Below are 24,770 nucleotides of genomic sequence, written 5' to 3' on the forward strand. Positions count from 1 at the left end.
CACTGGCGGCTGGGCCCATGCCGCCGCCCCGGCGCGGCCCGTACCGCTCCCTGCGGCCGCAGGAACAGGCGGGACGACCCGGTCGTTGCCCGTGCCGTCGCCAGCCCGACATTCCGGAATGACCTGTGAGCACCATCAGTCACCAGACGCATCCCCTCACGCCAGGCACCGAGGACAGGATCGACCTGCTCCTCATCGACGACGACCCCACCGACGTGCTCATGGTGGAGAAGATGCTCGCCGACAGCGGCCTGGACACGGAGATCACCGTCGCGAGCGACCTGGACTCCGCGCGCCGCATGCTGACGCGGCGCACCCAGTGCATCATCGTCGACCTGTCCACGCCGGGGATCGACCGCCTGGAGGGCCTGCGCCAGGTGCTCGCGCTGTCCGGCCCGGCCGCCGTCGTCGTGCTGACCGGCCTGGACGACGGCCGCCTCGGGGTCAGGGCGGTCGCCGCGGGCGCCGAGGACTACCTGGTCAAGCAGGAGGTCGACGGCCCGCTGCTGGCCCGCGCGATCCGCTACGCCATCGAGCGCAAGCGCTCGGAGGAGACCGAGCGGCGGCTCGTCGAGGCCCGCATCCTCGGCCGCGAGAACGCGCGGCTGGAGCGGGGCCTGCTGCCGGTCCCGCTGATCGAGGACCCGTCGCTGCGGCACCACACCCGCTACCGGCCCGGCCGGCGGCGGGCGCTGCTCGGCGGCGACTTCTACGACACCGTGCAGACCGAGGGCGGCGCCGTCCACCTGATGATCGGGGACGTGTGCGGGCACGGGCCCGACGAGGCGGCCCTCGGCGTCCAGCTCCGGATGGCGTGGCGGACGCTCGTCCTCGCCGGGCACACCGGCGAGCAGCTCCTCGGCACCCTCGACACCGTCCTCGGGCACGAGCGGCGCAGCGAGGAGATCTTCACCACGCTCTGCATGGTCACGATCGCGCCGTCCCGGCGGACCGCCCGGATGCACCTCGCCGGCCACCCCGCGCCGCTGCTGTTCCGCGGGGCGCCGGGCGAGGGCGGCGAGGTCACGGCGCTCCCCGACTACGCGCACGGCCCGGCGCTCGGCCTGGTGCCCGGCGCCGAGTGGCCGACCACCGAGATCGACCTCGGCGAGTCCTGGAGCCTGATGCTCTACACCGACGGCCTGATCGAGGGACGCGTCGGCGACGGCTCGGCCCGGCTGGGCACCGAGGGCCTGGTCGACCTGGCCCGCACCGCGCGCACCGGCGGCGCTGCCGGACGGTCGCTGATCGACGCGCTGGTGACCGAGGTCGAGCTCCTCAACGGCGACGCGCTGACCGACGACCTCGCCGTCCTCCTGCTGTCGCGGCAGGCCTGAGCGGAGGCCCGCCGAGAGGGCCTCGGCGGAAGCTCGGCCGCGCACCACAAGCGTCTGACCTCCGTCAATGTCTTGTGGGTCACTCCCCGGTGGAGTTCCAGCACCCGCTGTGAAGTCCCTCACCCGGACGGGTGTCACGGAACGGACACAAGTCCCCCGCCGCGTGTGTTCATAGCCTGCGGCTATCGCCACAAGTGCGCTCATGACTTGGAAAGAATCGCAGAACCGGACATAGCGTGCAGGTCGTGGCTATAGCGATACCTGCGATCTACCGGTCGACCGTCGGCAAGAAGGCCGTCATGGCCGTCACCGGCGGCATCCTCGTGCTGTACCTGGTCCTGCACATGGTCGGGAACCTGAAGATCTTCCTCGGCGCGGAGGAGTTCAACCACTACGCCCACTGGCTGCGCACGATGGGCGAGCCCGCGGTACCGCGGCGGACGGTCCTGACGGTCATCGAGCTCGTGCTCGGCGCCTCGGTCCTCCTGCACATGTGGTCGGCGGTGTCGCTCGCGCGCCGCGCCTCGGCCGCCCGCCCCGTGAAGTACCAGTCGCGCAAGAAGTCGCACGCGCAGGGCTATGCCACCCGGACGATGCGCTACGGCGGCGTCATCATCGCCGTCTACGTCGTCTGGCACCTGCTGGACCTCACGTTCTTCGCGCTGAACCCCAAGGGCGCCGACGCCACCCCCTACGAGCGGATGGTCGCCGACTTCGACCCGTCCCGCTGGTACATCACGGTCTGGTACGTCGTCGCGGTCCTGCTCGTCGGCCTCCACCTCCACCACGGCATCTGGAGCGCGTTCCAGACGCTCGGGCTGCGCACCCCGCGCAGCCACAACGCCCTGCGGGGGCTCGCCGCGACCGTCGCCGGAGCGGTCACGCTCGGCTTCGTCGCCGTCCCCCTGTCCATCACGTTCGGATGGGTGAGCTGATCAGATGACCTCCGCGGACATGACGCACGGCTTCTACACGTCCGGCGAGCCGATCGCCGACGCCAAGGCTCCCGCCGGCCCCATCGAGGACCGCTGGACGACCCGCAAGTTCGAGGCCAGGCAGGTCAACCCGGCCAACAAGCGCAAAAAGAAGATCATCATCATCGGCACGGGGCTGGCGGGCGGCTCGGCCGGCGCCACCCTCGGCGAGGCCGGCTACCACGTCCAGCAGTTCTGCTTCCAGGACTCCCCGCGCCGCGCCCACTCGATCGCCGCGCAGGGCGGCATCAACGCCGCCAAGAACTACCGCAACGACGGCGACAGCGTGTACCGGCTGTTCTACGAGACGGTCAAGGGCGGCGACTTCCGGTCCCGCGAGTCGAACGTCTACCGGCTCGCCGACATCTCCCGGCAGATCATCGACCAGTGCGTCGCGCAGGGCGTCCCGTTCGCCCGCGAGTACGGCGGCCTGCTCGACAACCGCTCCTTCGGCGGCACGCAGGTGTCGCGCACCTTCTACGCGCGCGGCCAGACGGGCCAGCAGCTGCTCCTCGGCGCCTACCAGGCGCTGATGCGGCAGGTGGACGCCGGGAACGTGGAGCTCTACCCGCGGCACGAGATGCTCGACCTGATCATGGAGGACGGGCGGGCGCGCGGCGTCGTCGTCCGGAACCTGATCAACGGCGAGGTCAAGCACTACACGGCGGACGCGGTGGTGCTGGCGTCCGGCGGCTACGGCAACGTGTACTTCCTGTCCACGAACGCGATGGGCTCGAACGTCACCGCGTCCTGGCGCGCCCACCGGCACGGCGCCCTGTTCGCCAACCCCTGCTACACCCAGATCCACCCGACGTGCATCCCGGTCAGCGGCGACCACCAGTCGAAGCTGACGCTGATGTCGGAGTCGCTGCGCAACGACGGCCGCGTGTGGGTGCCGAAGAAGGCCGGCGACACGCGCAGGCCGTACGACATCCCCGAGGACGAGCGCGACTACTACCTGGAGCGCATCTACCCGTCGTTCGGCAACCTCGTCCCGCGCGACATCGCGTCCCGCGCGGCGAAGAACGTCTGCGACGAGGGGCGCGGCGTCGGCCCCGGCGGGCTCGGCGTCTACCTCGACTTCGCCGACGCCATCGCGCGCCTCGGCCGGGACAAGGTCGAGGCCAAGTACGGCAACCTCTTCGAGATGTACGAGCGCATCACCGGCGAGAACCCCTACGACACGCCGATGCGCATCTACCCCGCCGTCCACTACACGATGGGCGGCCTGTGGGTGGACTACGACCTGGAGTCCACGATCCCGGGCCTGTTCGTCATCGGCGAGGCGAACTTCTCCGACCACGGCGCGAACCGGCTCGGCGCGTCCGCGCTCATGCAGGGCCTCGCGGACGGCTACTTCGTCCTGCCGAACACGATCAACGACTACATCGCCCGCAACAGCCTCCCGCCGGTCGCCGAGACCGCGGTCAGCGAGGCCGAGCAGCGGGTGCGGACGCGGATCGAGCGGCTCCTGGCGGTCGACGGGGACCGGTCCGTCGACTCCTTCCACCGCGAGCTCGGCCACATCATGTGGGAGTACTGCGGCATGGAGCGCACCGAGGAGGGGCTGCGCAAGGCGCTGGTCCTCATCCCGGCGCTGCGCGAGGAGTTCTGGACGCGCGTCAAGGTCACCGGCAGGGGCGAGGAGCTGAACCAGCAACTGGAGAAGGCCGGCCGCGTCGCCGACTTCTTCGAGCTGGCCGAGCTGATGGTGATCGACGCGCTGCACCGCGCCGAGTCCTGCGGCGGCCACTTCCGGGCCGAGAGCCAGGACGAGGAGGGCGAGGCCAAGCGCGACGACGACAACTTCGGCTACGTCGCCGCCTGGGAATGGGCCGGTGAGGGCGAGCAGCCCGTCCTCCACCGGGAGGCCCTCAACTTCGAGTACGTCAAGCCCACGCAGAGGTCGTACAAGTAATCATGAAGCTCACACTGCGCGTCTGGCGCCAGAGCGGCCCCGGGGACAAGGGCAGGATGGTCGAGTACAAGCTCGACGACGTCTCCCCCGACGCCTCGTTCCTGGAGATGCTGGACGTCCTCAACGAGAAGCTCATCGCCTCCGGCGAGGAGCCGGTGGCCTTCGACCACGACTGCCGCGAGGGCATCTGCGGCATGTGCTCGCTGGTCATCAACGGCACGCCGCACGGTCCGGAGCGCGCCACCACCACGTGCCAGCTCCACATGCGCAAGTTCGAGGACGGCGAGGTCATCGACGTCGAGCCGTGGCGGGCCAAGGCGTTCCCGGTGGTGAAGGACCTGGTCGTCGACCGGTCGGCGTTCGACCGGATGATCCAGGCGGGCGGCTACATCACCGCCCCGACCGGCACCGCGCCCGAGGCGCACGCGACGCCCGTCCCGAAGCCGGACGCCGACCGCGCGTTCGAGGCCGCCGAGTGCATCGGCTGCGGCGCCTGCGTCGCGGCGTGCCCGAACGGCTCGGCCGCCCTTTTCCTCGGCGCCAAGGTCACCCACCTCGGCCTGATGCCGCAGGGCCAGCCCGAGCGCTGGGACCGCGTCGTGTCCATGCTGGACACCCACGACGAGGAGGGCTTCGGCGGCTGCACCAACACCGGCGAGTGCACCGTCGCCTGCCCGAAGGGCATCCCGCTGGACGTCATCGGCCGCCTGAACCACGACTACCTGAAGGCGACCGCCGGCGGGAAGAAGCGGTAGCCGCGGCCCCCTGTTCTCGGTCCCGCCCGGAGTACCGGGCGGGACCGTTCTAATGTGTCCGCATGACGGTCACTTTGGTTCCTTACCACCAGGACGAACGGCTTCCCGACGCGTCCTTCCCCCTGTCCGGCCTCGACGTCGTCGCGGTGGAGCCCGAACTCCCGGGCGGCGACGTGTGGGAGCGCGTCGCGGCGCTGTTCCAGCCGGTCGTGGCCGAGGTCGCCGACCGGATCGGCGGCGGGTCGATGCCGCGCGTCGTCTCGGGCGACTGCCTGACCGCGGAGGCCGTCCTCGCGGGCGTGCAGAAGGCCGGGGTGGACGCGTCCGTCGTCTGGTTCGACGCGCACGGCGACGTCCACACGGTGGAGAGTTCGACGTCGGGCTACATCGGCGGGATGCCGCTCCGGCAGATCCTCGGCGCCGACACCGCGCTGCTCGCCGACCGGCTCGGCCTGCGCACGCTGCCCGATGACCGGGCGCTCCTGGTCGACGCCCGCGACCTCGACCCGGCCGAGGCGGAGTTCCTCGCGTCCTCGAATGTGAGGCGCTGCGGCGTCGACGACGTGGGTGAGGGCGGGGAGCCCGGCGGCGGGGTCCTGCCTCCCGGCCCGCTGCTGGTGCACATCGACGTGGACGTGGTCGACGCCGCCGAGCTGCCCGGACTGAAGTTCCCCGTCGGCGGCGGGCCGTCCCGCGACGCGGTCGTCGGGGCCGTCCGGCGGATCATGGCGACCGGACGGGTGGCCGCGCTGGACATCGCGTGCCCCTGGCATCCGCCGCGGGACGGGGACGACGACGTCCGCACCCGGCTGCTGAAGGATCTCCTGACCGCCTGACACGAGCGCGTGCCCGACCGAGAGGAGCCCGGACCCGCCCGGAAAGAGCACGGCGCAACCGCTTCGACAGGCGGTGATCATGCCGTAGCATGCTCACGCACATGCATAAGGGGGTGCATATGCATGAGCTGATGCACTGTGCAAACGGGGCGGGTCCGGCTGTGCACCGGACGATCCTGTGCCTGGACGTCGAGGGCTTCGGGCGCCGCACCAACGGGGACCAGCTCGCCATCCGGGCGGGCTTATACCGCGCCCTGCGGAGGGCCCTCGACGACTCCGGCGTGCCCGCGTCCTCCTGCTACTGCGAGGACCGGGGCGACGGAGCCATGATCCTCATCGGGCCGGACGTGCCGAAGGAGCTGGTGGCCGGCCCCTTCCCGGCGCGGCTGGCCACCCTGATCGAACGGCACAACCGCGGGGCCCAGCCGGGCGCCCGCATCAGGGTGCGCGTCGCCGTGCACGCCGGCGAGATCCACCACGACGACCACGGCGTCGCCGGCACCGCGATCAACAAGGCGTTCCGGCTTCTGTCGGCGCCCCCGCTCAAGGACGCGCTGAGCGCCTCCCCCGGCGTCCTGGCACTGATCACCTCCGGGTGGTTCTTCGAGGAGGTCGTGCGGCAGAACCCCGCGTGCGGGGCGGCCGCCTTCCGGCCCGCGCGGGTCGCCGTCAAGGAGTTCCGCGAGCGGGCCTGGATGCGGCCGCCGGACACCTGGCCGCATGCGGACACCGCCCGGCATCTCCGGCTGCTCGCCCTCCATCCCGGCGCGCAGATCTCCGTCCCGGCCGCCGCCGCGCTCCTCGACGTCCCGGACGCCGAGGCCCGCGTCCTGCTCGACGGCCTCGGCCTGCCGGAGCGCGCCGAGGGCCGGTACGACGTCCCCGCCCCGGCCGGGGAGCCGGGGCTCGCGCCGCGGGAGCGCTCCGCCGCCGTCCGCCGCGTCCTCGGCTGGTACCTCGGCACCGCCGACAACGCGCGCCGCCTGCTGTGCCCGGACCGCGTCACCGCGTCCCTGACGCTGCCGGACGAGCCGGACCGCGCCCTGCCCTTCGCCTCGACGGACGAGGCCATGCGCTGGTGCGAGACCGAGCGGCTCAACCTGGTCGCCGCCGCCCGCGTCGCCGCGGAGGAGGGCCACCACGACATCGCCTGGCGGCTCCCGCTCGCCCTGTGGACGTTCCTCCTCCTGCGCAGCCCCTGGACCGACTGGTACGAGGCGCTCCGCACCGGCCTCGCGTCCGCCCGCCTCCTCGGCGACGACCGCGGCGTCGCCTACGCGCTCGGCGGCCTCGGCTACGCCAGCCAGAACCGCTGGCGGTTCGAGGAGTCCGCGGAACTGTTCACCGCGGCGTGCAAGGTCTTCTCCCGGCTCGGGGACGTCCGGGGCGAGGCGTGGGCGCTGCACGGGCTCGGCTACGCCTGCCGGCGCCTCCAGCGCTACCGCGAGGCGGTCGGCCACCACCGCCGGTCCGTCCTGCTGGCCGCCGCGCTGGGCGACCGCCGCAACACCGGGCGCGCGCTGACGGCCCTCGGCTACGCCTACGCCGGGCTCGCCGACTTCGGCTCGTCCCTGGACCACTTCGAGCAGGCCCACGGCATCGCGCTGGAGGCCGACGAGCGGACCATCGGCTGGACCTTGCACGGCCTCGGCTACGCCCACCACGGCCTGCGCCGCCTGCACACCGCCATCGCCCACTACGAGAGGGCCCTGGAGGTCTTCCGCGAGTTCGGCGACCGCCCGGGCCAGGGCGAGGCCCTCTACAACCTCGGCCGCGCCCACATGCAGATGTCCCGCCCGGACGCCGCCCGCGACTGCTGGATGCGGGCCCTGGCCATCTTCGAAGACCTCCAGCACCCGCGCCCCACCCCCCGCCTGCGCTCCCTCGACCCGCACGCGTGACGGAGCGGGGCCCCGGGATCAGGCGCTGACGAGGGTCTCCACGCCGGCGGGAAGGGTTCCGGCCTGGGCGGCCTCCACGAGGAACGTCTGGAGCGTCTCCTGGAACGCGCGGGCCGCGTGGGTGAGCTCCACGTCCTTGCGGTGCGCGAGGGCGATGGTGCGGAGCAGGCCGGGCCCGTGGCGGCCGCGGCGGGCCTCCTCGTCGGCCAGGACGAGCGGGGTTCCGCGCAGGCCGGGCCGTCCGGCCAGCACCATGCTGGGGACGACCGCGATACCGAGGCCGACCTCCACGAAGCGCAGGACGGCGTCCATCTCGCCGCCCTCGACCGCGAACCTCGGCTCGAACCCGGCGGCCCGGCACGCGCTGATGGTGGCCTCGCGCAGGTCGTAGCCGGGACGGAACATCACCAGCGGGCGGTTCTGCAGGTCCTCGATGCGCAGGTAGGAGCGGCGCGGGAGCTGAGCGGTCCTCGGGGCGCCCGGCTCGGCCCCCGCCGGGGAGGCCACCACCAGGTACTCGCGCAGGATCGGGGTCGTGTCCAGGGGCGGGTCGCCGTGCAGGGGGAGGATGACCAGGGCCATGTCCAGCGAGCCGCGGGTCAGCTCCCGGACGAGGTCGCGCGAGCCGCCCTCCTCGACGATGAGCTGGATCCCCGGGTAGGTGTCGTGGAAGAGGCGCAGGACGTCCGCCAGCAGGCCCGCGCACAGGGACGGCGTGGCGCCGAGCCGCACGCGGCCGCGTTTGAGGCCGACCAGCTCCTGCACTTCCAGGCGCGCGGTGTCGACGTCGGCGAGGATGCGCTTCGCCAGCGGCAGCAGCGCCTCACCGGCCGGTGTGAGGGTGATGTTGCCCCGGGCGCGGCTGAACAGCGAGACGTTCAGCTCGTTCTCCAGCGCGCGGATCTGCTTGGACAGCGAAGGCTGCGCGACGCGCAGCAGCTCGGCGGCCTGCGTGAAGTGGCGTACCTCGGCGACCGCGACGAAATAGGCGAGCTGCTGCAACTGCATCCTGCACAGCGTACGGGTCGCCGTCCCGCGCGTTCCGCACCGGGTGAGGACGCCTTCCCGCGGGCAGGCAGCGCGGTCAGCGCGGTCAGCGCGCGTGCCGGCGCAGGGCCTGGAGGTCGTGGACGATGAGGCGGCGGCGGCCCGTCTCGATCCAGCCGTGCCGTCGCAGCGTGCGCAGCGCCTTGCTGACGGCCTCGCGGGACGCGCCCACCCAGCCCGCGAGCTCCTCCTGCGACAGGTTCAGCGTGATCCGGACGCTCTCGCCGCCGTGCCCGGCCGCCGCGCCGGTGCGGCGGTCGTAGGGGACCCCGAACCGCTCGGCCAGCTCGACGAGGCGCTGCGCCACCCGTCCCGTCGCGTCGAACATGCCGAACTCGACGCGCTTGCGGTCGGCGTCGCGCCAGCGCTGGCACAGCATCCGCATGATGAGGATGGAGACGCGGCCGTGGGCCTGTAAGAAGGCCATGAACTCCTCGGCCGTGACCGCGAGCGCCCGCACCGGTTCGAGCGCCGTGACGGTCGCCGACCGGGGCAGCCCGTCGATCGCGGCGACCTCGCCGAGCAGCGCTCCCGGGCCGCGCACCGCCAGCAGCGTCTCGCCGCCCAGCTCGCGGTAGGAGCACGCCTTGACCCGGCCCTGCAGCAGGACCGCCACCCAGCCGGGCTCCTCCCCCTCGGTGAAGAGCGTCTCCCCCCGCCCGAAGTCGCGGACGCGGCCGCGTGCCGCCAGGTCCTCGCGTTCCGCCTGGGTGAGATCGGCGAGGAACGAACCCGGTTCGAGGGCGCTCATGCCCACAACGCTAAAGGGCATGGAGCGTTCCCGCCTCCCGGGAAAGAATCACGGTTCAATCACGCGTTGTGTGCACTTATCCCTACTCGAACGTTCGAGGGTGCGCCAGTCTTGTACGCGGCGTGCACGGCCGGGCGGCCGTCCAGGCGTCCACGGCGTTCACGGGGAACGGCGGAACGGCGGGCGGCGGGCCGGGGGCACGCCGCCCGCCGGGCCACCGGGAGCGCCGCACGCCAGAGCGGCGTCCCCGATACGGGAAGCGGCGGAAACGCGAACGCCCCCCGTCGCGCGGGGCGGCGGGGGACGTTCGCGAAAGGCCGTTCCGGCGGCCCGGCGCGCACGATCAGGCGGACGGGGTGTCCTCGCCCTTGCGCACGATGCCGAGCTTGCTGCCGAGCCACACCAGCGGGTCGTACTTGCGGCCGACGACGCGCTCCTTCATCGGGATCAGCGCGTTGTCGGTGATCTTGATGTGCTCGGGGCAGACCTCGGTGCAGCACTTGGTGATGTTGCAGAAGCCGAGGCCGTGGTCGTCCTGCGCGATGTTGCGCCGGTCGGCCTGGTCCGCCGGGTGCATCTCCAGCTCCCCGATCCGCATCAGGAAGCGCGGGCCCGCGAACTCGGGCTTGTTCTCCTCGTGGTCACGGATGACGTGGCAGACGTTCTGGCACAGGAAGCACTCGATGCACTTGCGGAACTCCTGCGAGCGCTCGACGTCCACCTGCTGCATGCGCAGCTCGCCCGGCTTGGCGTCGCCCGGGTCGAACGAGGGGATCTCCCGCGCCTTCTGGTAGTTGTACGACACGTCCGTGACCAGGTCCCGGATGACGGGGAACGTGCGGACGGGCGTGACCGTGATGGTCTCGTCCGGTTCGAAGGTCGACATCCGGGTCATGCACAGCAGCCGCGGCATGCCGTTGACCTCGGCGGAGCACGAGCCGCACTTGCCGGCCTTGCAGTTCCACCGGACGGCGAGGTCGGGCGCCTGCGTGGCCTGGAGCCGGTGGATGATGTCGAGGACGACCTCGCCCTCGTTCACCTCGACCGTGTAGTCGGTGAGCTCGCCCGCGCCGTCGTCGCCGCGCCAGACCTTGAACTTCGCCTCGTAGCTCATCGGTCGTCCTCCTCGTTCTGCGCGGCGTCGGCGGCGCCCGCGCCCGGCGCGTCCGCGGCGTCCTCGGCGGGGGCCTGCGCCGCGGGGGCCTGCGCGGCGGGGCGCCCCGGCAGCTCCTCGTCGGTCAGGTACTTCTTCAGCTCATCGGTCTCGAACAGCTCGAGCAGGTCCTGCCGCATCGGGGTGAGCGGCTGACGGACCAGCTCGACGTGCGGGGCGGACGGGTCGCCGGCCAGCGAGCAGACGAGGTTCACCTTCCGCCACTCCGGCGACATGACCGGGTAGTCGTCGCGGGTGTGGCCGCCGCGGCTCTCCTGGCGCTCCAGCGCCGCCTTCGCGACCGCCTCGGACACCAGCAGCATGTTGCGCAGGTCGAGCGCGAGGTGCCAGCCCGGGTGGTAGCCGCGCCCGTCGCCGACCGCGACGGGGTCGACGCTGACGTTCGCGACCCGCTCGCGGAGCTTGCCGAGCGAGGCGATCGCCTGCTGGAGCTCCTCCTCCTTGCGGATGATGCCGACCAGCTCGTTCATCGTCTGCTGGAGCTCGGCGTGGACGGCGTAGGGGTTCTCGCCGCTCTCCCGCTCGAACGGGGCCATCGCCTCGGCCGTCGCCGCCTCGATCTCGGCGCCGGGGACGACCGGGCGCGCGGGCAGGGCGTCCACGTACTCCGACGCGCCGAGCCCGGCCCTGCGGCCGAACACCAGCAGGTCCGACAGCGAGTTGCCGCCGAGCCGGTTCGAGCCGTGCATGCCGCCGGAGACCTCGCCCGCCGCGAACAGCCCCGGCACCTTCGCGGCGCCGGTGTCGGGGTCGACCTCGACCCCGCCCATCACGTAGTGGCAGGTCGGGCCGACCTCCATCGGCTCCTTGGTGATGTCGACGTCCGCCAGCTCCTTGAACTGGTGGTACATCGACGGCAGCCGCTTGACGATCTCGGCGGCGCCGCCCGGCATCCGGTCGACGACGGTGAGGAAGACCCCGCCGTGCGGCGATCCCCGCCCCGCCTTGACCTCCGAGTTGATCGCGCGGGCGACCTCGTCGCGCGGCAGCAGTTCGGGCGGGCGCTTGTTGTTGTCGGGGTCGTCGTACCAGCGGTCGCCCTCCTCCTCGGTGGTGGCGTACTGGTTCTTGAAGACCTCGGGGATGTAGTCGAACATGAACCGCTTGCCCTCGGAGTTGCGCAGGACGCCGCGGTCGCCGCGCACCGACTCCGTCACGAGGATGCCCTTGACGGACGGCGGCCAGACCATCCCCGTGGGGTGGAACTGCACGAACTCCATGTTCAGCAGCGATCCGCCCGCGAGCAGGGCCAGCGCGTGGCCGTCCCCGGTGTACTCCCCGGAGTTCGACGTGACCTTGAAGGCCTTGCCGATTCCACCGGTCGCCAGCACCACGGCGGGCGCCTCGAACACGACGAACCTGCCGGTCTCCCGGACGTAGCCGAACGCGCCGCACACCCTGCCGTCGGCGTCCTTCAGCAGGCGCGTGACCGTGGTCTCGGCCCAGACCTTCAGGTTGGCCTCGTAGTCGCCGTGCTCGGCGTGGTCCTCCTGCTGGAGGGCGACGATCTTCTGCTGGGCGGTGCGGATCAGCTCCAGGCCCGTCCGGTCGCCGACGTGCGCCAGCCGCGGGTACTCGTGCCCGCCGAAGTTGCGCTGGCTGATCTTGCCGTCCTTGGTGCGGTCGAACAGCGCGCCCCACAGCTCCAGCTCCCAGATGCGCTCCGGGGCCTCCTTGGCGTGCAGCTCCGCCATCCGCCAGCTGTTCATGAACTTGCCGCCGCGCATGGTGTCGCGGAAGTGGACCATCCAGTTGTCGTTGGCGTTGACGTTGCCCATCGCCGCCGCGGCCCCGCCCTCGGCCATCACGGTGTGGGCCTTGCCGAACAGCGACTTGGAGATGATCGCGGTCCGCTTGCCCTGGAGGCGCGCCTCGATCGCCGCGCGCAGCCCGGCGCCGCCGGCACCGATCACCACGACGTCGTACGAGTGCCTCTCGATCTCAGTCATGTTCCTCGGCCTCAGTTGAAGATACGCAGGTCGGAGATGGTCTCGCTGGCGACCAGCGCGACGTACAGGTCGGCCACCACCAGCGAGCCCAGGGTGATCAGGGCGTACATCCCGTGCCGCTGGTTGATCTTGGACACCCAGCCCCACATCCGGTACCGGAAGGGGTGCTTGGAGAAGTTCTTCAGGCGCCCGCCGACGATGTGCCGGCACGAGTGGCACGACAGCGTGTACAGCCAGAGCAGGACCACGTTCGCGACCAGGATGATCGTGCCGAGCCCGATGCCGAACCCGCCGTCCTTGCCGTGGAAGGCGCGCGCCGCGTCCCAGGTGTTGACGAGGGAGATCAGGACGGCGGCGAGCCAGAAGTACCGGTGCAGGTTCTGGCCGATCAGGGGGAAGCGGCGCTCACCGGTGTACTTGGCGTGCGGCTCGCGGACGGCGCACGCGGACGGCGCGGCCCAGAACGAGCGGTAGTAGGCCTTGCGGTAGTAGTAGCACGTCAGCCGGAACAGCAACAGGAACGGCAGCGAGATCGCCGCGAACGGGATCCAGCCGCGGGTGCTCGCCGGCAGGAAGGTGCCGAACTCCGCCGCGTCGCCCGTGTGGCCGTTCACCGTGACGCCGTTGCAGATGTCGTTGAGGCACGGGGAGTAGAACGGCGTCAGGTAGTGGAACTCCGGCACGTAGAACGCGGCGCCCCAGAAGGCCCGGACGGTCGCGTACACCACCCAGGCCGTGAAGATCACGAAGGTCGTGACCGGATACAGGCGCCAGTTGTCCTTGCGGAGGGTGCGTTCCTTGATCTGGGCGCGCGACTTGGCCGGCGCCTCCACAGTGGTCATCGATCGCTCTCCTGAGCTCGGGTCGTCGTGTCCCCGTACCACGGTCCGCGCGCACCATGCGGCCGTCCGCGCCTCGGTCGCCGGTCGGGCGCCCCCGGCCGGGCCGCGGCGGCGGCCGGAGCCGGTGCCGCATCCGGGCGGTGACGCCTTGTGTGCGCTTCCAGCGAAGCGACCTTACGCCACCCGCCTGGACCTGTGACATACATAACAGGCAGACCCATATGTGAGCCTGACCACAGACTTTAGCCCGCTCAGCGCCCCTTGGCGGCCCTCGGGAGCCATAACCAGTCGTTATGATCAAACAGAATCGAGACGAGACCGCCGCGGCATGACCGTCCGGTCGTCCGGTGTCTGCTTCAGCACCGTTCGGGCGAAGTGCGCCTCGGCCTCGCCCGTGCGGCCGGTGCCGTACACCCGCAGCACCTCGGCGAGGTCGGGGAAGCGGCCCGCGATGAGCGCGGCGGCCGCCTCGATCTCGGCGGCGGAGGCCACCTCGCGCAGCAGGGCCTGGACGAGCCTCGCCGGCTCGGCCGCACCGCGCCCGTCCGCGCGCCCCGCCGTGTCCGCGGGACGCTCCGCGCCTCCGAGGGCCGGCGCGCCTCCCGTGCCCGCGGGCCCGGGCCCCGCCGGAACGCGTCCGGATGCCGCGCCGCGCACCCCCGACGTGGTGGCCGCGGACTCCGCCTTGATCTCCTCCAGCCGCGCCCGGACGTCGGCGGCGGGCAGCGCGTCGAAGCCCGGACCGGACACGAACTCCTCGACCGCCATCAGCCGGTGCAGGACGGCCGGGTTGCTGATCTTGGCGCGCTGGCCCGACATGAGCTGGGAGAGCATCGGCGCGGACAGCCCGAGCACGCCGGCGAGCCCGGACTGCGACATCGCGAGGCGGCCGAGCAGCGGCCGGACCCGGTCGCCGAGCGGCTCGCCGTACCACTCGGTCTGCAGCGCGCGGTTCCGGGCGATCGTGTCCTCGGCGACGCTCACCCCGCCGACCCCCTTGACGATTCACAAATGCAAACGATAGATTCACGGCCGCACATGGTGGTCCCATTTGCGAGCCGTGCAGGATGCCATGTTGCCACGGGAAACAGCGATTTGCATATGTGATGATCGGGAGGTTCGGACGATGGGGCTGGCACATCGCCTGGCGGCCGCCGCCGCGGCGGCCCTGCTCGTGGCGGGCGGCCTGGGCGGCTGCTCGCTGCCCGGGACGGGGTCGCCCTCGTCCGGGGGCGGGGGCGCCGAGGGCTCGGTGGGCAAGGCGAGCGTCGACAACGCCACCGAGCCGGTGGTGAAGGGCACCTTCGACAGTCCCGCCGCGCGCGGAGCCAAGGTCGACATCGCCGTCATGGGCCTCAAGGTGAAGGGCAGGCTGGCCACCCTCACCGTGCGGCTCACCCCGCATGTCCCGGGCGGCGAGCCGGGCCGGATCAACGCCTACGGGCTGAACGGCGAGCACGGTCTCGGCACCTCGCTGATCGACCCGGTGAACCTCAAGCGGTACGTCGTGGTGAAGGACTCCGGGGGCAAGGAGCTGGAGACCGACGACATCTTCACCCGCATGACGAACGACCAGGCCACCCCGTTCTACTTCACCTTCGCCGCCCCGCCCGAGAACGTGAAGGCCATCGACGTGCAGATCGGCTCGTGGCCCACGTTCCGCGACGTCCCGGTCCAGCGGTGAGGCGCGCGCCGCGGCGTCCGGCCGTCCTCGCGGGAGCCCTGGCCCTCGCCCTCGCCGTCCCCGTCGTGGCGGGGACCGGCGTCGCCGGGGCCGACCCCAGCGTGCCGGACCAGAACCTCGCCCAGAGCGTCCTCTCCATCGGCGCCGGCACCGCCGTGTACGGCATCGACCTCCGGCAGTCCGTCGTCCCCCTGGAGGAGGAAGAGGCAGATGGGGGGCACGTCACCGTCCGCATCTCGGCGGACGTCCTGTTCGACTTCGGCAAGGCGACGCTCACCGACGCCGCCCGCCGCCGCGTGGCCGCGCTGGCTCCCCGCCTCCGCGGCGCCCGGGGCGCCGTCCAGGTGTCCGGGCACTCCGACTCGGTCGGCGAGCCCGCCTACAACCTGGCGCTGTCCGAGCGGCGCGCCGAAGCCGTCGAGGCCGCGCTGGCGGACGCCCTGAAGGGCACGGGCCTGCGGATCGAGGCCAGGGGCTACGGCGAGACCAGGCCCGTCGCCCCGAACGAGCAGGGCGGCAAGGACGACCCGGAAGGGCGCGCCAAGAACCGCCGCGTCGAGATCACTTACGAGAAGGGCTGAACCACCGTGCGAGGGCGCATATCGCGAGGACCCGCCGTCCTCCTGGCGGCCTGTCTGCTCCTGGCCGCGTGCGGCGGCGAACCGGAGAAGGCCGATGGCGGCCATGACCGGACGGCCGCGGCTTCGGCATCACCCTCACCGTCGCCGTCCGCCACCACGCCCGAGCCGACGAGCTGCACCGGCGGCGAGCTGATCCAGGCCGTCGAGATCCCGGCCGTGCACAGCGATCCGGTGCGGATCCCGGGCGCCGTGATCGGTGGCCGGCGGATCCCGGACGTGACGGTCCCGGGCGTGGACATCCCCGCCCAGCGCGTCCCGGCCCAGTGCGTCGAGCACAGGCCCGCCCCGGGCGGCTGCCTTGGAGCGGTCGCCATTCCGGGGACCTCGATCCCCGGCGTGACGATCCCCGCCGCGCGGATCCCCGGTGTGACGGCCCCTGGGATCGACGTCCCGCCGGTCGAGCAGGGGTCCGTGTCGAGCGAAGCGGTCACCCAGCCGGCCGTCACGCAGGACGAGGTCTGCCAGACCAGGCCGTCCAAGGAGGGCGAGTACGTCAGCTCCGTGTACAGGGCGTCGCTCTACCGGTCCTCCCTCTACCGGTCCTCCGTCTACCGCGCTTCGCTGTACCGTCCGCGTGCCTGCAATGACAAGGGCGAGTGCATCCCGTCGGCCACCGTCCCGGGCGTGTCGGTCCCGGGCGTCAGCATCCCGGGGGTCAGCGTCCCCGGGGCGACCCTCAAGTCCTACGTCGCAGGCCCCGGGCAGGTCATCAAGGGCGACGACAGCATCGCCTACAACATCGAGTCGGACGTCCTCTTCGACTTCGGCAAGGCCGACATCAAGCCCGCCGCCGCGGAAGGCCTGAAGGAGATCGTCAAGTCGCTGCGCAAGGAGGTGCCGTCCGACGCGCCCGTCCAGGTCGACGGCCACACCGACGCCAAGGGCGACACGGCGGCCAACCAGGCCCTCTCCGAGCGGCGCGCCAAGGCCATCGTCGACTGGCTGGCCACCGAGGGCGGCATCGACCGGTCCCGTCTCAAGGCCGCCGGCTACGGCGAGACCAAACCGGCCTTCCCCAACACCAAGCCGGACGGCTCCGACGACCCCGGGGGCCGCGCGAAGAACCGCCGCGTGGTCATCTCCGCCGCCCGCTAGAGTCCCGCACCGCACCCCGCATCCCGCATCGCGCATCCGTAGAAGCCGACTCGAAAGGTGCCCCCATGCGCACTGGAAGAATCGTCCCCGCCTTACTCCTCCTGCCGATGGTCTTGGCGGGATGCTCGGGCGGCGGTGAGGAGAGGCCGAAGCCGTACACCGGCCCCATCGCCAAGGACGCCTGGTCGGCGCTGGGCGGCGGCCACTCGCGGATCGAGATGCAGCAGGTGGAGCGGCGCGGCGACCGCTCGGTGCTGCGCTTCTACCTGACGAACCCGGGCACGGAGCCGGCGCACTTCTCCTTCGGGACCGCGATCGGCGGATCGGCGTACGGCAACCTGCACTTCATGCTGGTCGACCCCGTCGGCCACAAGGCGTACACACCGCTCTACGACGGGAACGGCGAGGGCAAGACCGTGGGGAGCGACCTGTTCATCATGTCCGCCTTCCCAGGAGCGCGCTACGAGACGATCCTGGCGTTCCCGGCGCTGCCCGCGTCGCTGGACCGCATGACCGTCGTCACCCCGACGAGCGCCGGAGAGTTCACCGGGGTCCCCGTGGTCGACGGCCAGGGCCCGGTCAAGCCGGCCGCCCCGGTTCCCGACTTCTTCGACAGGCCCGCGCCCGGCAGCCGGGTGGCGTGGCCGGTGCGCGGGCTGGACGGACCGGCGAAGGGCGGCGCGTTCGACCTCTACGGCATCACCGAGGGCGAGGTGAAGTCCACCACGAGCAGCGCCACCGAGGAGAAGGTCGGCCTGCGCACCGACGTGCTGTTCGACTTCGACAAGGCCACGCTCTCGGCCCGGGCCAAGGCGATCCTGGACGAGGTGGCCGCCGAGACCAGGGCGAAGGCCGACCCGTCCAAGCCGCCGGTCCTCATCACCGGGCACACGGACGGCAAGGGCGGCCACGACTACAACATGTCCCTCTCCCGACGCCGCGCGGACGCCGTCCTTAAGGAGCTCCAGGCGCGCCTCGGCACCGCCTACCAGTACAGGGCCGAAGGCAAGGGCGAGGCCGAGCCCGTCGCGAAGGAGGGCGGGCTCGACGACGCGCAGGCCCGCCAGAAGAACCGCCGCGTCGAGATCTCCTACCAGATCAGGCGGCAGGCGACCGGGACGGGCGCCACCGCGTCCGGCGGACCGCGGGCGAACCCGGGCGGCGACGCCGGCCCACCGGCCCCGTTCCGTCCGGACGGCCCGACGGTGGCCAGTCGCCACGCGTCCTTCGGCCAGGGCGCCGGGGACAAGCGCCGCATCGACGTGAAGCCCTTCTACCGCGACGGCGCCTACCTCGTCGCCGTGTTCGACATCGTCAACCTCGGCCCCGACGGGGGACCGAGCGAGCTGGAGGGCTACTCGACGTCCGGCGGAGGGCCCTTCGGCGACTTCTCCGTCACCGACCCGGCCACGCGGCTCGTCTACCGCGGCGTCCGCCTGGGCAAGGACGGCGGCGCCTACGTCGACCCCGGCCGGGCCGCGTTCAGGCACGATCCAGGTGCCGGCAACCGCGGCTTCTTCTATGTGCCCGCTCCCCCCGCGGGCGTCCGGGCCGTGACCTTCAACGCGGGGCCTTTCGGGCAGATCCCCAACGTCCCCGTGCGGTGACACGAGCGGAGTGACGGGTCAGCGGGGCGGCGGGCCCAGGTGGTCGAAGACCTGCAGGGGCTCGCCGTCCAGCGTGCGCACGGGGAACCGCAGCTCCAACCCGCACGCGTCCAGTTCCCGGCGCGCGGCGTCGGCGTGGCCCGGGCGCCGCGCCGGGTCGGCCTCGCACAGATGGGCGACCACCGTCCACAGCCTGGGCGGCACCCCGGGAGGCGGCGGGCCGATCCGCTGGCGCGGCACCGGGTCCCCGGCCCCGGTCAGCATCCGCCAGGCGACCATGCCGGCGGCGTACAGGTCCTGGCGCGGGCCGGGCCGGTCCCAGTCGAGCACCTCGGGCGCGAGGTAGCCCGGCGTCCCCACCGCGAACCCGGTGGTGGTGAAGCGCAGGTCGTCCTCCCCCAGCGCGATCCCGAAGTCGGCCAGCCGGACGTGCGGCGCCCCGACCGGGCTCGGCTCCAGCAGCAGGTTGGCGGGCTTGACGTCCCGGTGGACGACCCCGGCGCCGTGGATGTGGCTGAGCGCGGCCAGCAGTTGGTCGAGGACCTCGGCCGCGTACTCGGGCGGCAGCCTGCCGTAGTCGCCGAGGAGCGTCTCCAGGGAGCCTCCGCGCACGAGGTCCATGGCGAGGAGCACGTCGTCGTACGCCATGCACGAGGCGTAGGGCGTCAGCACATGGGGATGGGCCAGCCGCAGCGCCCGTTCCCGGACGACCCGCAGCATGGACGTGGGCCCCTTCTGCCGGACGAGCTTGGCCGCGCAGTACCGCGTCTCCGCGTGGTCGTAGGCGCGCCACACGCGGCTCGTCCCTCCCGCTCCGATCCGGTCGAGCATGGCGAACCGACCGCCGATCACCCACCCCGAGTCCACGGCACCGATCGTACGGAAAACCGCCCGGCACGGGTCCCCGGATTCCCGCCTCCTTGTCAACAGAACGGACGTTCTGCGCATCTAACAAAAGGAGGCACAGACTCCCCGCGGTCCGACCCTCCCTAGACTGACCCGACTCAGACCACGTGCCCCCACAGGGCCGGCCCCGGAACGGACCGATGAGCGACAAAGACCCGCGCCGCGAAGACCTCGCGGGGGACGAGGCCGCCCGTACGACACCGGCGGCCTCGGAAACCGGCGGCGGCACCGCGCCGGAGGCTCCGGGGCCCGGCGACGATTCCGCGGACTCCGGCAGGGAACCGGCGGCCTCGGACGCGCCCGGCGCACCCGGGGACGCGGAGACGGCCGCCGAATCCGGCGGCTCGATGACGGAGGAAGACGACGAGAACGGCGGCGCTCCGCCCGCCGAATCCCCTGCCGGCCCGGACACGTCCGACCAGGACGACGGGGGCGCCGAAGCGCCGGAAGAGCCGGTGGCCGGCGAAGGGAAGGACGCCGGGGCGGAGGACGCCCCGGCGGAGGAAGGCCGGCCGGACGAGGCCCCGCCCGCCGGGACCGGGCGGGGCGGACGGCGGCGGAAAGGGCTGCGCCGGGTCGCGGTCGGCGCGGTCGCCGTACTGCTGGCCGGGGGCGGCGCGGCGGCGTGGCTCTACCACGACCTGGTCGGCGGGATCGAGCAGAAGCACGTCAGCGACAAGCTCGGCGTGAACCGGCCGAAGAAGCTGAACAAGTCGCTCAACATCCTCCTGATCGGATCCGACACGCGCGAGGGCGAGAACTCCGAGTACGCGGTGCCCGGAATGGCGGGGGCGCGGTCGGACACCACGATCCTGCTGCACCTGTCGCCGAACCGGGACCAGGCGGTCGGGATCAGCTTCCCGCGCGACTCCATGGTGAAGATCCCGTCGTGCGAGAAGGAGAAGGGCGGCACCGTCCCGGCGCAGTTCGGAATGCTGAACGCGGCGTTCGCGTACGCGGGTCCGACGTGCACCTGGAAGATGCTGGAGTCGGCCACCGGCATCCACATCGACCATTTCGTGCAGGTCGACTTCGCCGGGTTCAAGCGGATGGTGGACGCTCTGGGCGGCGTCGAGATCTGCGTGGACAAGCCCGTGAACGACCCGCGCGCCGAGCTGTACCTGAAGGCTGGCAAGCAGACCGTGAAGGGCGACGACGCGCTCGGGTACGTCCGGGCGCGCTACTCGCTCGGCGACGGCTCCGACCTGGAGCGGATCGAACGGCAGCAGAAGTTCATGGCGGCGGTCGTCGACAAGGCCACGAGCGGGTCCGTCCTCACCGACCCGGCGAAGACGTACAAGTTCCTCAAGGCCGCGACGAAGTCGATGACCACCGACGACGACCTCGATCTCGCGGGCATGCGCAAGCTGGCGGACGGGCTCAAGGGGATGAGCGCGGGCCAGGTGCGGTTCGTGACCGTCCCGGTGAAGGGGTACGCGCCCGACCCGAACCGCGTCCAGTGGGACGAGGAGCTGGCGAAGCCGCTGTTCGAGGCGATCCGGCGCGACGACCGGCTGCCCGCCGAGCCCCCGAAGCCCGCCCAGGCCGCGCCCCAGCCGCCCGCGCCCGGCAAGGTGCACGTCACCGTCGTCGACGCGGGGGCACGCGACCCCCTGGTGAAGCGGGTCATGCGGCAGCTGCGGCTGCGGGGCTACAAGGTGGCGGGGAAGGCGGAGAAGGCCGCCGCCGCGCCGGAGAGCCGCATCGTCTACGCGCCGTCGGGCGAGGCGCAGGCGACGGCGCTCGCGCGGGACGTCCCCGACGCGCTGCTCACCGCCGATCCGGCCGGGCCGCCGGCGGGGGTGCGGCTCGTCATCGGGCGGAACGGCCTGCGGCTCGCTCCGCCCGCCATCAACAAGATCAACGGCGGGGTGAGAGCCGGGCGCGGGCTCTGCGACTGACGCCTCAGCCCGTCGCGGCGAAGGACAGCACCGCGACGAGCGCACCGGCGAGCATGCACGGGCCGAACGGGAACTCGCCCTTGCGCGACCGCCGGACGATCATGATGCCCAGGGCGGCGAGGCCGCCGAGCAGGTAGGTCGTCAGCAGGCCGGCGATCCAGGCGTCCCGCCCGAACCAGCCGAGGTAGAGGCCGAGCACGCCGGACAGCTTGACGTCCCCCATCCCGATCCCGGACGGGACCGCGAGCGCCTGCGCGAAGTACAGCGCGAACAGCGCGGCCATGCCGACGAGCGCGTGCGCGAACCGCTGCGGGCCGTCCTCGCTGAACGGCGCGGCCGCGGCGAGCAGCGCCGCCGCGACCCCGTAGGAGGGGAGCGTCAACCGGTCGGGCAGCCGCCTCACCGCGACGTCGACGAAGCCGAGCAGGGTGCCGGCGGCCGCGAGGTACAGCAGCGCGGGCAGGACGGGCTCCATCCCGACCCGCCACCCGAGCACGCCGAACAGGGCCGCCGTGACCAGCCCCGCCACGGCCCGGCTCCGGCGCGTGACCTCGCCCGCGTACGGCGCCGCCAACGGCGCCGCGAGCACGCCGACCACGAACCCGACGGGCACCAACATGAACGCGACCATCGCCCCTCGCCCCGATCCGGCATCTGCACGGCCCCCGGCACCATAACCGCCCGGAGCGTCAACCGTCCTCGGGCTAGGTCACGGCAGCGATCAGGACGGCGATGCCGACCAGCGCGAAGACGCAGCCGACGGCGACCGCGCCCGCCGAAGCGGCCAGGGCCCGGCCGGACCTCGTGTCCATCCGCGCGGCCCGCGGATCCCGCGGGTCGTAGAGGACGGCGACCGGACGGCCCTCGAGCCGTTCCAACTCGAAGGACCCGCCGCTGCTCTGGGCGACCGTCTCGATCTCGGCGCCCTCCAGCGTCCGGAACCGCAGCACCGGGAAGTGATCGTAGGAGTCGTCCCCCGGGACCCGGTGGATCCCGACGACGATTCCCGGCACCCGGTGCGCGCGGGCCAGGAACGCGCGGCTGGTCCGGTACTGGTGAACCCCGCCGAAGACGGAGGCCCCGCCGAAGGCGACCATCACGACCACGAAGACCCACACCGACATCACCGGCGCCGGCCGAGTCGGGGACGACGGTCAGCGGCGGTAGTAGCGGCGGTCATAACGAGGGTCGTAGCGGGGGTCGTAGTCGTCATCGCCGTTGACCAGGAGCCAGACGAAATAGCACAGCAGCAGCCCGGCGAGGACACTGCCGATGTCGATCGCGCCGCCGCCGGTGAACGACTCATGGGTCGCGGGGGCCGTGCAGACATGGTTCTTGCACTTGGCCCCCTTGTGCTCGTCCAGCCATTCCTCGGGCGGCGACTTCACCCGGACGTGCGGCTTGTCGTCGATCATCACCGCCGTCTGCCGCACACCGTCCTCCACCGCGGTGGCACCGGGCTCGAAGTACTTGCCGGCGTGGATCCGGGGCCGGTCCTCGTAGATCGCGTTGACCGCCTTCGCCTGCAGCCAGGAACGGTTGGCCACGCAGATGATCAACACGATGCCCATCATCACGAGGAGCACGATGCGGGCGATCAGCCCGATGCAACCCAACCCGGGACTCCGACGGTAGAACACACTGAGGACCCGTCCGGAGACCGGCGGAAGGCGCAACCGGTTCCGATCGGCGCGAGGAACAGAACGGGCGAAAACGAGACGGCCCCTGGGAAGGGGCCGTCTCCGGTCAGGAGCTCACAGGAAGGCTGTCAGCTCGAGCCGTCCCCGGGGGCGTCGCCCACGGGAACAGCCGGTCGTCCACTCACTCGTTGAGCGCGTGCCAGGCGGCCTCAGCGGCCTGCTTCTCGGCCTCCTTGGCCTTGCTGCCGTGGCCCGGGCCGTACTCGACGCCGCCGACCAGGACCCAGACCGTGAAGTACGCCTTGTGCTCCGGACCGCTCCGGTGGAGCCGGTACTCAGGCTCCCCCAGGCCCTTGCGGGTGGCGAGGGCCTGCAGCGCGCTCTTCCAGTCCAGCCCCTCGCCCAGCAGCGCCAGCCGTCCGACGAGTTCGCCGAACAACGGGCGCACCAGGGCGGAGACTCCGTCCATGCCGCGTTGCAGGTGAACCACTCCGATCAGCGCGGTCAGCGTGTCGGCAAGAATGGAGTCCTTGTCCATTCCACCGCCGGCCTGCTCGCCGCGCCCCAGCCGGATGTGGGGCCCGACTCCGAGCGATCGGGCCACTCCCGCCAGCGCCGGAACGGCGACAGCTGCGGCCCGCAACCGGCTCAGCGGACCCTCCGCGTCCTCGGGGTGGCGGTGGAACACGAGGTCGGTGATGCTCATTCGCAGAGCCGCCTCCCCCACGAAGACCAAGCGCTGGTCAGCGGAGAGGCCGCCGTTCTCGTAGGCGAAGGAGCGGTGCGTCAGCGCCTGCTCGAACAGCGGGTCGTCGTGCGCGACCCCGAACACACCGGCCAGTTCCTCTCGACCCGGTGCCGAACCGTCTCGCCGCGCCGATTCTTCGACCGTCATCCTCGTCTCCTTCTTGTTTTTCGACAGGTCGTGGAGGCCCCTAGGGCATCCACAAGAGACCGTGCGGCCACCGCGAACGGCCGCAACACTCCACCGGCGCGACGGTCGCCGCCCCTGGCCGCTCTCCTTGCCGGCCGCCGGGCTCGCTCCCGGCGCTCCTTGCCGGACACGAGCACGCGAGGACGGTCGACTCCGCGAGATCTCCGAGGTCTCGCGGCCATCCAAAACAGATCCAGAAGAGAGGAACCTCATGATCGAGGTATCCGAGCGGGGATTCACATGCGTGGGTTCCTGGCACACCAGGCGGGGCCCGCAGCCCGCGGCATCCCGAAGGCTGGTGAAGATCCTCCTTGCCGGCCAGCCGGACAGGGAGGACCTGGCGACGCTCGTCGTGACCGAACTGGTCACCAACGCCTACCGGCACGGGCTGAACCTGACCGACGAGGAGATCCAGAGCATGGACGCGTTCCCCGCGGACGTGGTCCTGAAGCTGGCCGGCATCAGGCGCGGAAAGTCGTACTACCTCCGCATCGAGGTGTACGACCCCAACCCGACACCGCCCGACTGGGCTCGCGGCCTCGATGACCATTCCGCCCTCGACGGCCGGGGGCTGGCAATGATCCGCGAGCAACTGGCCCTCTACGGGGCCATCTCCACCAAGAGCGGGAAGTGCGTGGTGGCCGAGTACGAACTGGACCACCCCACCTCCTCCTGACCGCGCCGCCGGCACGTCCGTCCGGAGGGCACGCGGCCAGACGACGCCGACCCGACCGGCCTCCCCCTCACGAGGGCGGAGGCCGGTTCTCGTCCGCGCACCTCACGCCCCCGGAGGTTGCCGTCCGTGATCGCGTCCGGACGGTAGACCCCGCGAGGACCTTCCCAGTTCTCGCCACGCAACCAAGACCGAAGGAGCATTT

General features: G+C 72.0%; 23 protein-coding genes. 12 read left to right on the plus strand and 11 right to left on the minus strand.

From position 1 onward, the window contains the following. The first annotated feature begins 125 nt into the window (after positions 1-125). The 6 genes from FKD65_RS15225 (at position 126) to FKD65_RS15250 (ending at position 7,721) form a co-directional block, all read left to right on the plus strand. Complete coding sequence (locus tag FKD65_RS15225) at positions 126-1,337, plus strand: PP2C family protein-serine/threonine phosphatase (RefSeq protein WP_141578124.1); 1,212 nt, start codon at positions 126-128, stop codon at positions 1,335-1,337. A 245-nt stretch (positions 1,338-1,582) separates the two neighbouring features. Further along, the gene (locus FKD65_RS15230; protein ID WP_141578125.1) at positions 1,583-2,272 is read left to right on the plus strand and encodes a succinate dehydrogenase cytochrome b subunit; all 690 of its coding nucleotides are present in this window, start codon (positions 1,583-1,585) and stop codon (positions 2,270-2,272) included. Positions 2,273-2,291: 19 nt separating this feature from the next. Further along, on the plus strand, positions 2,292-4,229 hold the full coding sequence (locus FKD65_RS15235) for a fumarate reductase/succinate dehydrogenase flavoprotein subunit (protein WP_141586847.1): 1,938 nt from the start codon (positions 2,292-2,294) through the stop codon (positions 4,227-4,229). A 2-nt stretch (positions 4,230-4,231) separates the two neighbouring features. After that, a complete protein-coding gene (locus FKD65_RS15240; protein WP_141578126.1) occupies positions 4,232-4,984 on the plus strand; it encodes a succinate dehydrogenase/fumarate reductase iron-sulfur subunit in 753 nt (250 codons plus the stop codon). Positions 4,985-5,046: 62 nt separating this feature from the next. Next, positions 5,047-5,820, plus strand: coding sequence for an arginase family protein (locus FKD65_RS15245; protein ID WP_141578127.1), 774 nt, complete (start codon positions 5,047-5,049; stop codon positions 5,818-5,820). Positions 5,821-5,951: 131 nt separating this feature from the next. Then, positions 5,952-7,721 (plus strand): tetratricopeptide repeat protein, encoded by a 1,770-nt coding sequence (locus FKD65_RS15250; RefSeq protein WP_141578128.1) that lies wholly within the window; start codon positions 5,952-5,954, stop codon positions 7,719-7,721. Between the two features lie 18 nt (positions 7,722-7,739). On the opposite strand, the gene FKD65_RS15255 is transcribed toward FKD65_RS15250, so the two are convergent. The 6 genes from FKD65_RS15255 to FKD65_RS15280 all read right to left on the minus strand — a co-directional run bounded on the left by FKD65_RS15255 (position 7,740) and on the right by FKD65_RS15280 (position 14,468). After that, positions 7,740-8,729: a LysR family transcriptional regulator gene (locus tag FKD65_RS15255; RefSeq protein WP_141578129.1), complete on the minus strand. Its 990-nt coding sequence runs from the start codon at positions 8,727-8,729 to the stop codon at positions 7,740-7,742. Between the two features lie 85 nt (positions 8,730-8,814). Then, positions 8,815-9,519 (minus strand): Crp/Fnr family transcriptional regulator, encoded by a 705-nt coding sequence (locus tag FKD65_RS15260; protein ID WP_141578130.1) that lies wholly within the window; start codon positions 9,517-9,519, stop codon positions 8,815-8,817. Between the two features lie 343 nt (positions 9,520-9,862). Next, on the minus strand, positions 9,863-10,633 hold the full coding sequence (locus FKD65_RS15265; RefSeq protein ID WP_141578131.1) for a succinate dehydrogenase/fumarate reductase iron-sulfur subunit: 771 nt from the start codon (positions 10,631-10,633) through the stop codon (positions 9,863-9,865). Further along, positions 10,630-12,642 (minus strand): fumarate reductase/succinate dehydrogenase flavoprotein subunit, encoded by a 2,013-nt coding sequence (locus FKD65_RS15270; protein ID WP_141578132.1) that lies wholly within the window; start codon positions 12,640-12,642, stop codon positions 10,630-10,632. Before FKD65_RS15270 ends, FKD65_RS15265 begins: the two co-directional genes overlap by 4 nt. Positions 12,643-12,653: 11 nt before the next feature. Beyond that, positions 12,654-13,484: a hypothetical protein gene (locus FKD65_RS15275; protein WP_141578133.1), complete on the minus strand. Its 831-nt coding sequence runs from the start codon at positions 13,482-13,484 to the stop codon at positions 12,654-12,656. A 297-nt stretch (positions 13,485-13,781) separates the two neighbouring features. Then, positions 13,782-14,468 carry an XRE family transcriptional regulator gene (locus FKD65_RS15280; protein ID WP_141578134.1) on the minus strand — a complete coding sequence of 229 codons (687 nt, stop codon included), beginning with the start codon at positions 14,466-14,468 and terminating at the stop codon, positions 13,782-13,784. 142 nt (positions 14,469-14,610) lie between these two features. Between FKD65_RS15280 and FKD65_RS15285 the strand changes: the two genes are divergently transcribed. The 4 genes from FKD65_RS15285 to FKD65_RS15300 all read left to right on the plus strand — a co-directional run bounded on the left by FKD65_RS15285 (position 14,611) and on the right by FKD65_RS15300 (position 18,511). After that, entirely contained in the window at positions 14,611-15,168 is a 558-nt protein-coding gene (locus FKD65_RS15285) for a hypothetical protein (protein WP_141578135.1), read from the plus strand. Further along, positions 15,165-15,749, plus strand: a complete 585-nt coding sequence (locus tag FKD65_RS15290) for an OmpA family protein (RefSeq protein ID WP_141578136.1) — start codon at positions 15,165-15,167, stop codon at positions 15,747-15,749. Before FKD65_RS15285 ends, FKD65_RS15290 begins: the two co-directional genes overlap by 4 nt. 6 nt (positions 15,750-15,755) lie before the next feature. Then, positions 15,756-16,904 carry an OmpA family protein gene (locus FKD65_RS15295; protein WP_141578137.1) on the plus strand — a complete coding sequence of 383 codons (1,149 nt, stop codon included), beginning with the start codon at positions 15,756-15,758 and terminating at the stop codon, positions 16,902-16,904. 65 nt (positions 16,905-16,969) lie between these two features. Next, positions 16,970-18,511 carry an OmpA family protein gene (locus FKD65_RS15300; RefSeq protein ID WP_141578138.1) on the plus strand — a complete coding sequence of 514 codons (1,542 nt, stop codon included), beginning with the start codon at positions 16,970-16,972 and terminating at the stop codon, positions 18,509-18,511. An 18-nt stretch (positions 18,512-18,529) separates the two neighbouring features. Here the strand turns inward: FKD65_RS15300 and FKD65_RS15305 are convergent, their stop codons facing one another. Beyond that, positions 18,530-19,378, minus strand: coding sequence for a serine/threonine-protein kinase (locus FKD65_RS15305; protein ID WP_168221050.1), 849 nt, complete (start codon positions 19,376-19,378; stop codon positions 18,530-18,532). Positions 19,379-19,557: 179 nt separating this feature from the next. On the opposite strand from FKD65_RS15305, the gene FKD65_RS15310 reads away from it, so the two are divergent. Continuing rightward, positions 19,558-21,318 (plus strand): LCP family protein, encoded by a 1,761-nt coding sequence (locus tag FKD65_RS15310; RefSeq protein WP_141578140.1) that lies wholly within the window; start codon positions 19,558-19,560, stop codon positions 21,316-21,318. 4 nt (positions 21,319-21,322) lie between these two features. On the opposite strand, the gene FKD65_RS15315 is transcribed toward FKD65_RS15310, so the two are convergent. The 4 genes from FKD65_RS15315 to rnc form a co-directional block, all read right to left on the minus strand. After that, positions 21,323-21,937: an A24 family peptidase gene (locus FKD65_RS15315; RefSeq protein WP_240810160.1), complete on the minus strand. Its 615-nt coding sequence runs from the start codon at positions 21,935-21,937 to the stop codon at positions 21,323-21,325. Between the two features lie 85 nt (positions 21,938-22,022). Further along, the gene (locus FKD65_RS15320; RefSeq protein ID WP_141578142.1) at positions 22,023-22,442 is read right to left on the minus strand and encodes a DUF3592 domain-containing protein; all 420 of its coding nucleotides are present in this window, start codon (positions 22,440-22,442) and stop codon (positions 22,023-22,025) included. A gap of 30 nt (positions 22,443-22,472) precedes the next feature. Continuing rightward, positions 22,473-22,934 carry a hypothetical protein gene (locus tag FKD65_RS15325; RefSeq protein ID WP_141578143.1) on the minus strand — a complete coding sequence of 154 codons (462 nt, stop codon included), beginning with the start codon at positions 22,932-22,934 and terminating at the stop codon, positions 22,473-22,475. Between the two features lie 205 nt (positions 22,935-23,139). Further along, positions 23,140-23,853: a ribonuclease III gene (gene rnc, locus FKD65_RS15330; RefSeq protein ID WP_168221051.1), complete on the minus strand. Its 714-nt coding sequence runs from the start codon at positions 23,851-23,853 to the stop codon at positions 23,140-23,142. A gap of 337 nt (positions 23,854-24,190) precedes the next feature. On the opposite strand from rnc, the gene FKD65_RS15335 reads away from it, so the two are divergent. Then, positions 24,191-24,568 carry an ATP-binding protein gene (locus FKD65_RS15335; RefSeq protein WP_141578145.1) on the plus strand — a complete coding sequence of 126 codons (378 nt, stop codon included), beginning with the start codon at positions 24,191-24,193 and terminating at the stop codon, positions 24,566-24,568. Positions 24,569-24,770 lie beyond the last annotated feature (202 nt).

This window comes from Actinomadura sp. WMMA1423, assembly GCF_006547145.1.
In the GTDB taxonomy this organism is placed as follows: Bacteria; Actinomycetota; Actinomycetes; order Streptosporangiales; family Streptosporangiaceae; genus Spirillospora.

What these genes read in the sequence shown, in the direction of transcription:
- FKD65_RS15235 (WP_141586847.1), top strand. Translation starts at nt 2,292, where the DNA reads ATGACGCACGGCTTCTACACGTCCGGCGAGCCGATCGCCGACGCCAAG.
- FKD65_RS15240 (WP_141578126.1), top strand. Translation starts at nt 4,232, where the DNA reads ATGAAGCTCACACTGCGCGTCTGGCGCCAGAGCGGCCCCGGGGACAAG.
- FKD65_RS15245 (WP_141578127.1), top strand. Translation starts at nt 5,047, where the DNA reads ATGACGGTCACTTTGGTTCCTTACCACCAGGACGAACGGCTTCCCGAC.
- FKD65_RS15250 (WP_141578128.1), top strand. Translation starts at nt 5,952, where the DNA reads ATGCACTGTGCAAACGGGGCGGGTCCGGCTGTGCACCGGACGATCCTG.
- FKD65_RS15255 (WP_141578129.1), bottom strand. Translation starts at nt 8,729, where the DNA reads ATGCAGTTGCAGCAGCTCGCCTATTTCGTCGCGGTCGCCGAGGTACGC.
- FKD65_RS15260 (WP_141578130.1), bottom strand. Translation starts at nt 9,519, where the DNA reads ATGAGCGCCCTCGAACCGGGTTCGTTCCTCGCCGATCTCACCCAGGCG.
- FKD65_RS15265 (WP_141578131.1), bottom strand. Translation starts at nt 10,633, where the DNA reads ATGAGCTACGAGGCGAAGTTCAAGGTCTGGCGCGGCGACGACGGCGCG.
- FKD65_RS15270 (WP_141578132.1), bottom strand. Translation starts at nt 12,642, where the DNA reads ATGACTGAGATCGAGAGGCACTCGTACGACGTCGTGGTGATCGGTGCC.
- FKD65_RS15275 (WP_141578133.1), bottom strand. Translation starts at nt 13,484, where the DNA reads ATGACCACTGTGGAGGCGCCGGCCAAGTCGCGCGCCCAGATCAAGGAA.
- FKD65_RS15285 (WP_141578135.1), top strand. Translation starts at nt 14,611, where the DNA reads ATGGGGCTGGCACATCGCCTGGCGGCCGCCGCCGCGGCGGCCCTGCTC.
- FKD65_RS15300 (WP_141578138.1), top strand. Translation starts at nt 16,970, where the DNA reads ATGCGCACTGGAAGAATCGTCCCCGCCTTACTCCTCCTGCCGATGGTC.
- FKD65_RS15310 (WP_141578140.1), top strand. Translation starts at nt 19,558, where the DNA reads ATGAGCGACAAAGACCCGCGCCGCGAAGACCTCGCGGGGGACGAGGCC.
- FKD65_RS15315 (WP_240810160.1), bottom strand. Translation starts at nt 21,937, where the DNA reads ATGTTGGTGCCCGTCGGGTTCGTGGTCGGCGTGCTCGCGGCGCCGTTG.
- FKD65_RS15320 (WP_141578142.1), bottom strand. Translation starts at nt 22,442, where the DNA reads ATGTCGGTGTGGGTCTTCGTGGTCGTGATGGTCGCCTTCGGCGGGGCC.
- rnc (WP_168221051.1), bottom strand. Translation starts at nt 23,853, where the DNA reads ATGACGGTCGAAGAATCGGCGCGGCGAGACGGTTCGGCACCGGGTCGA.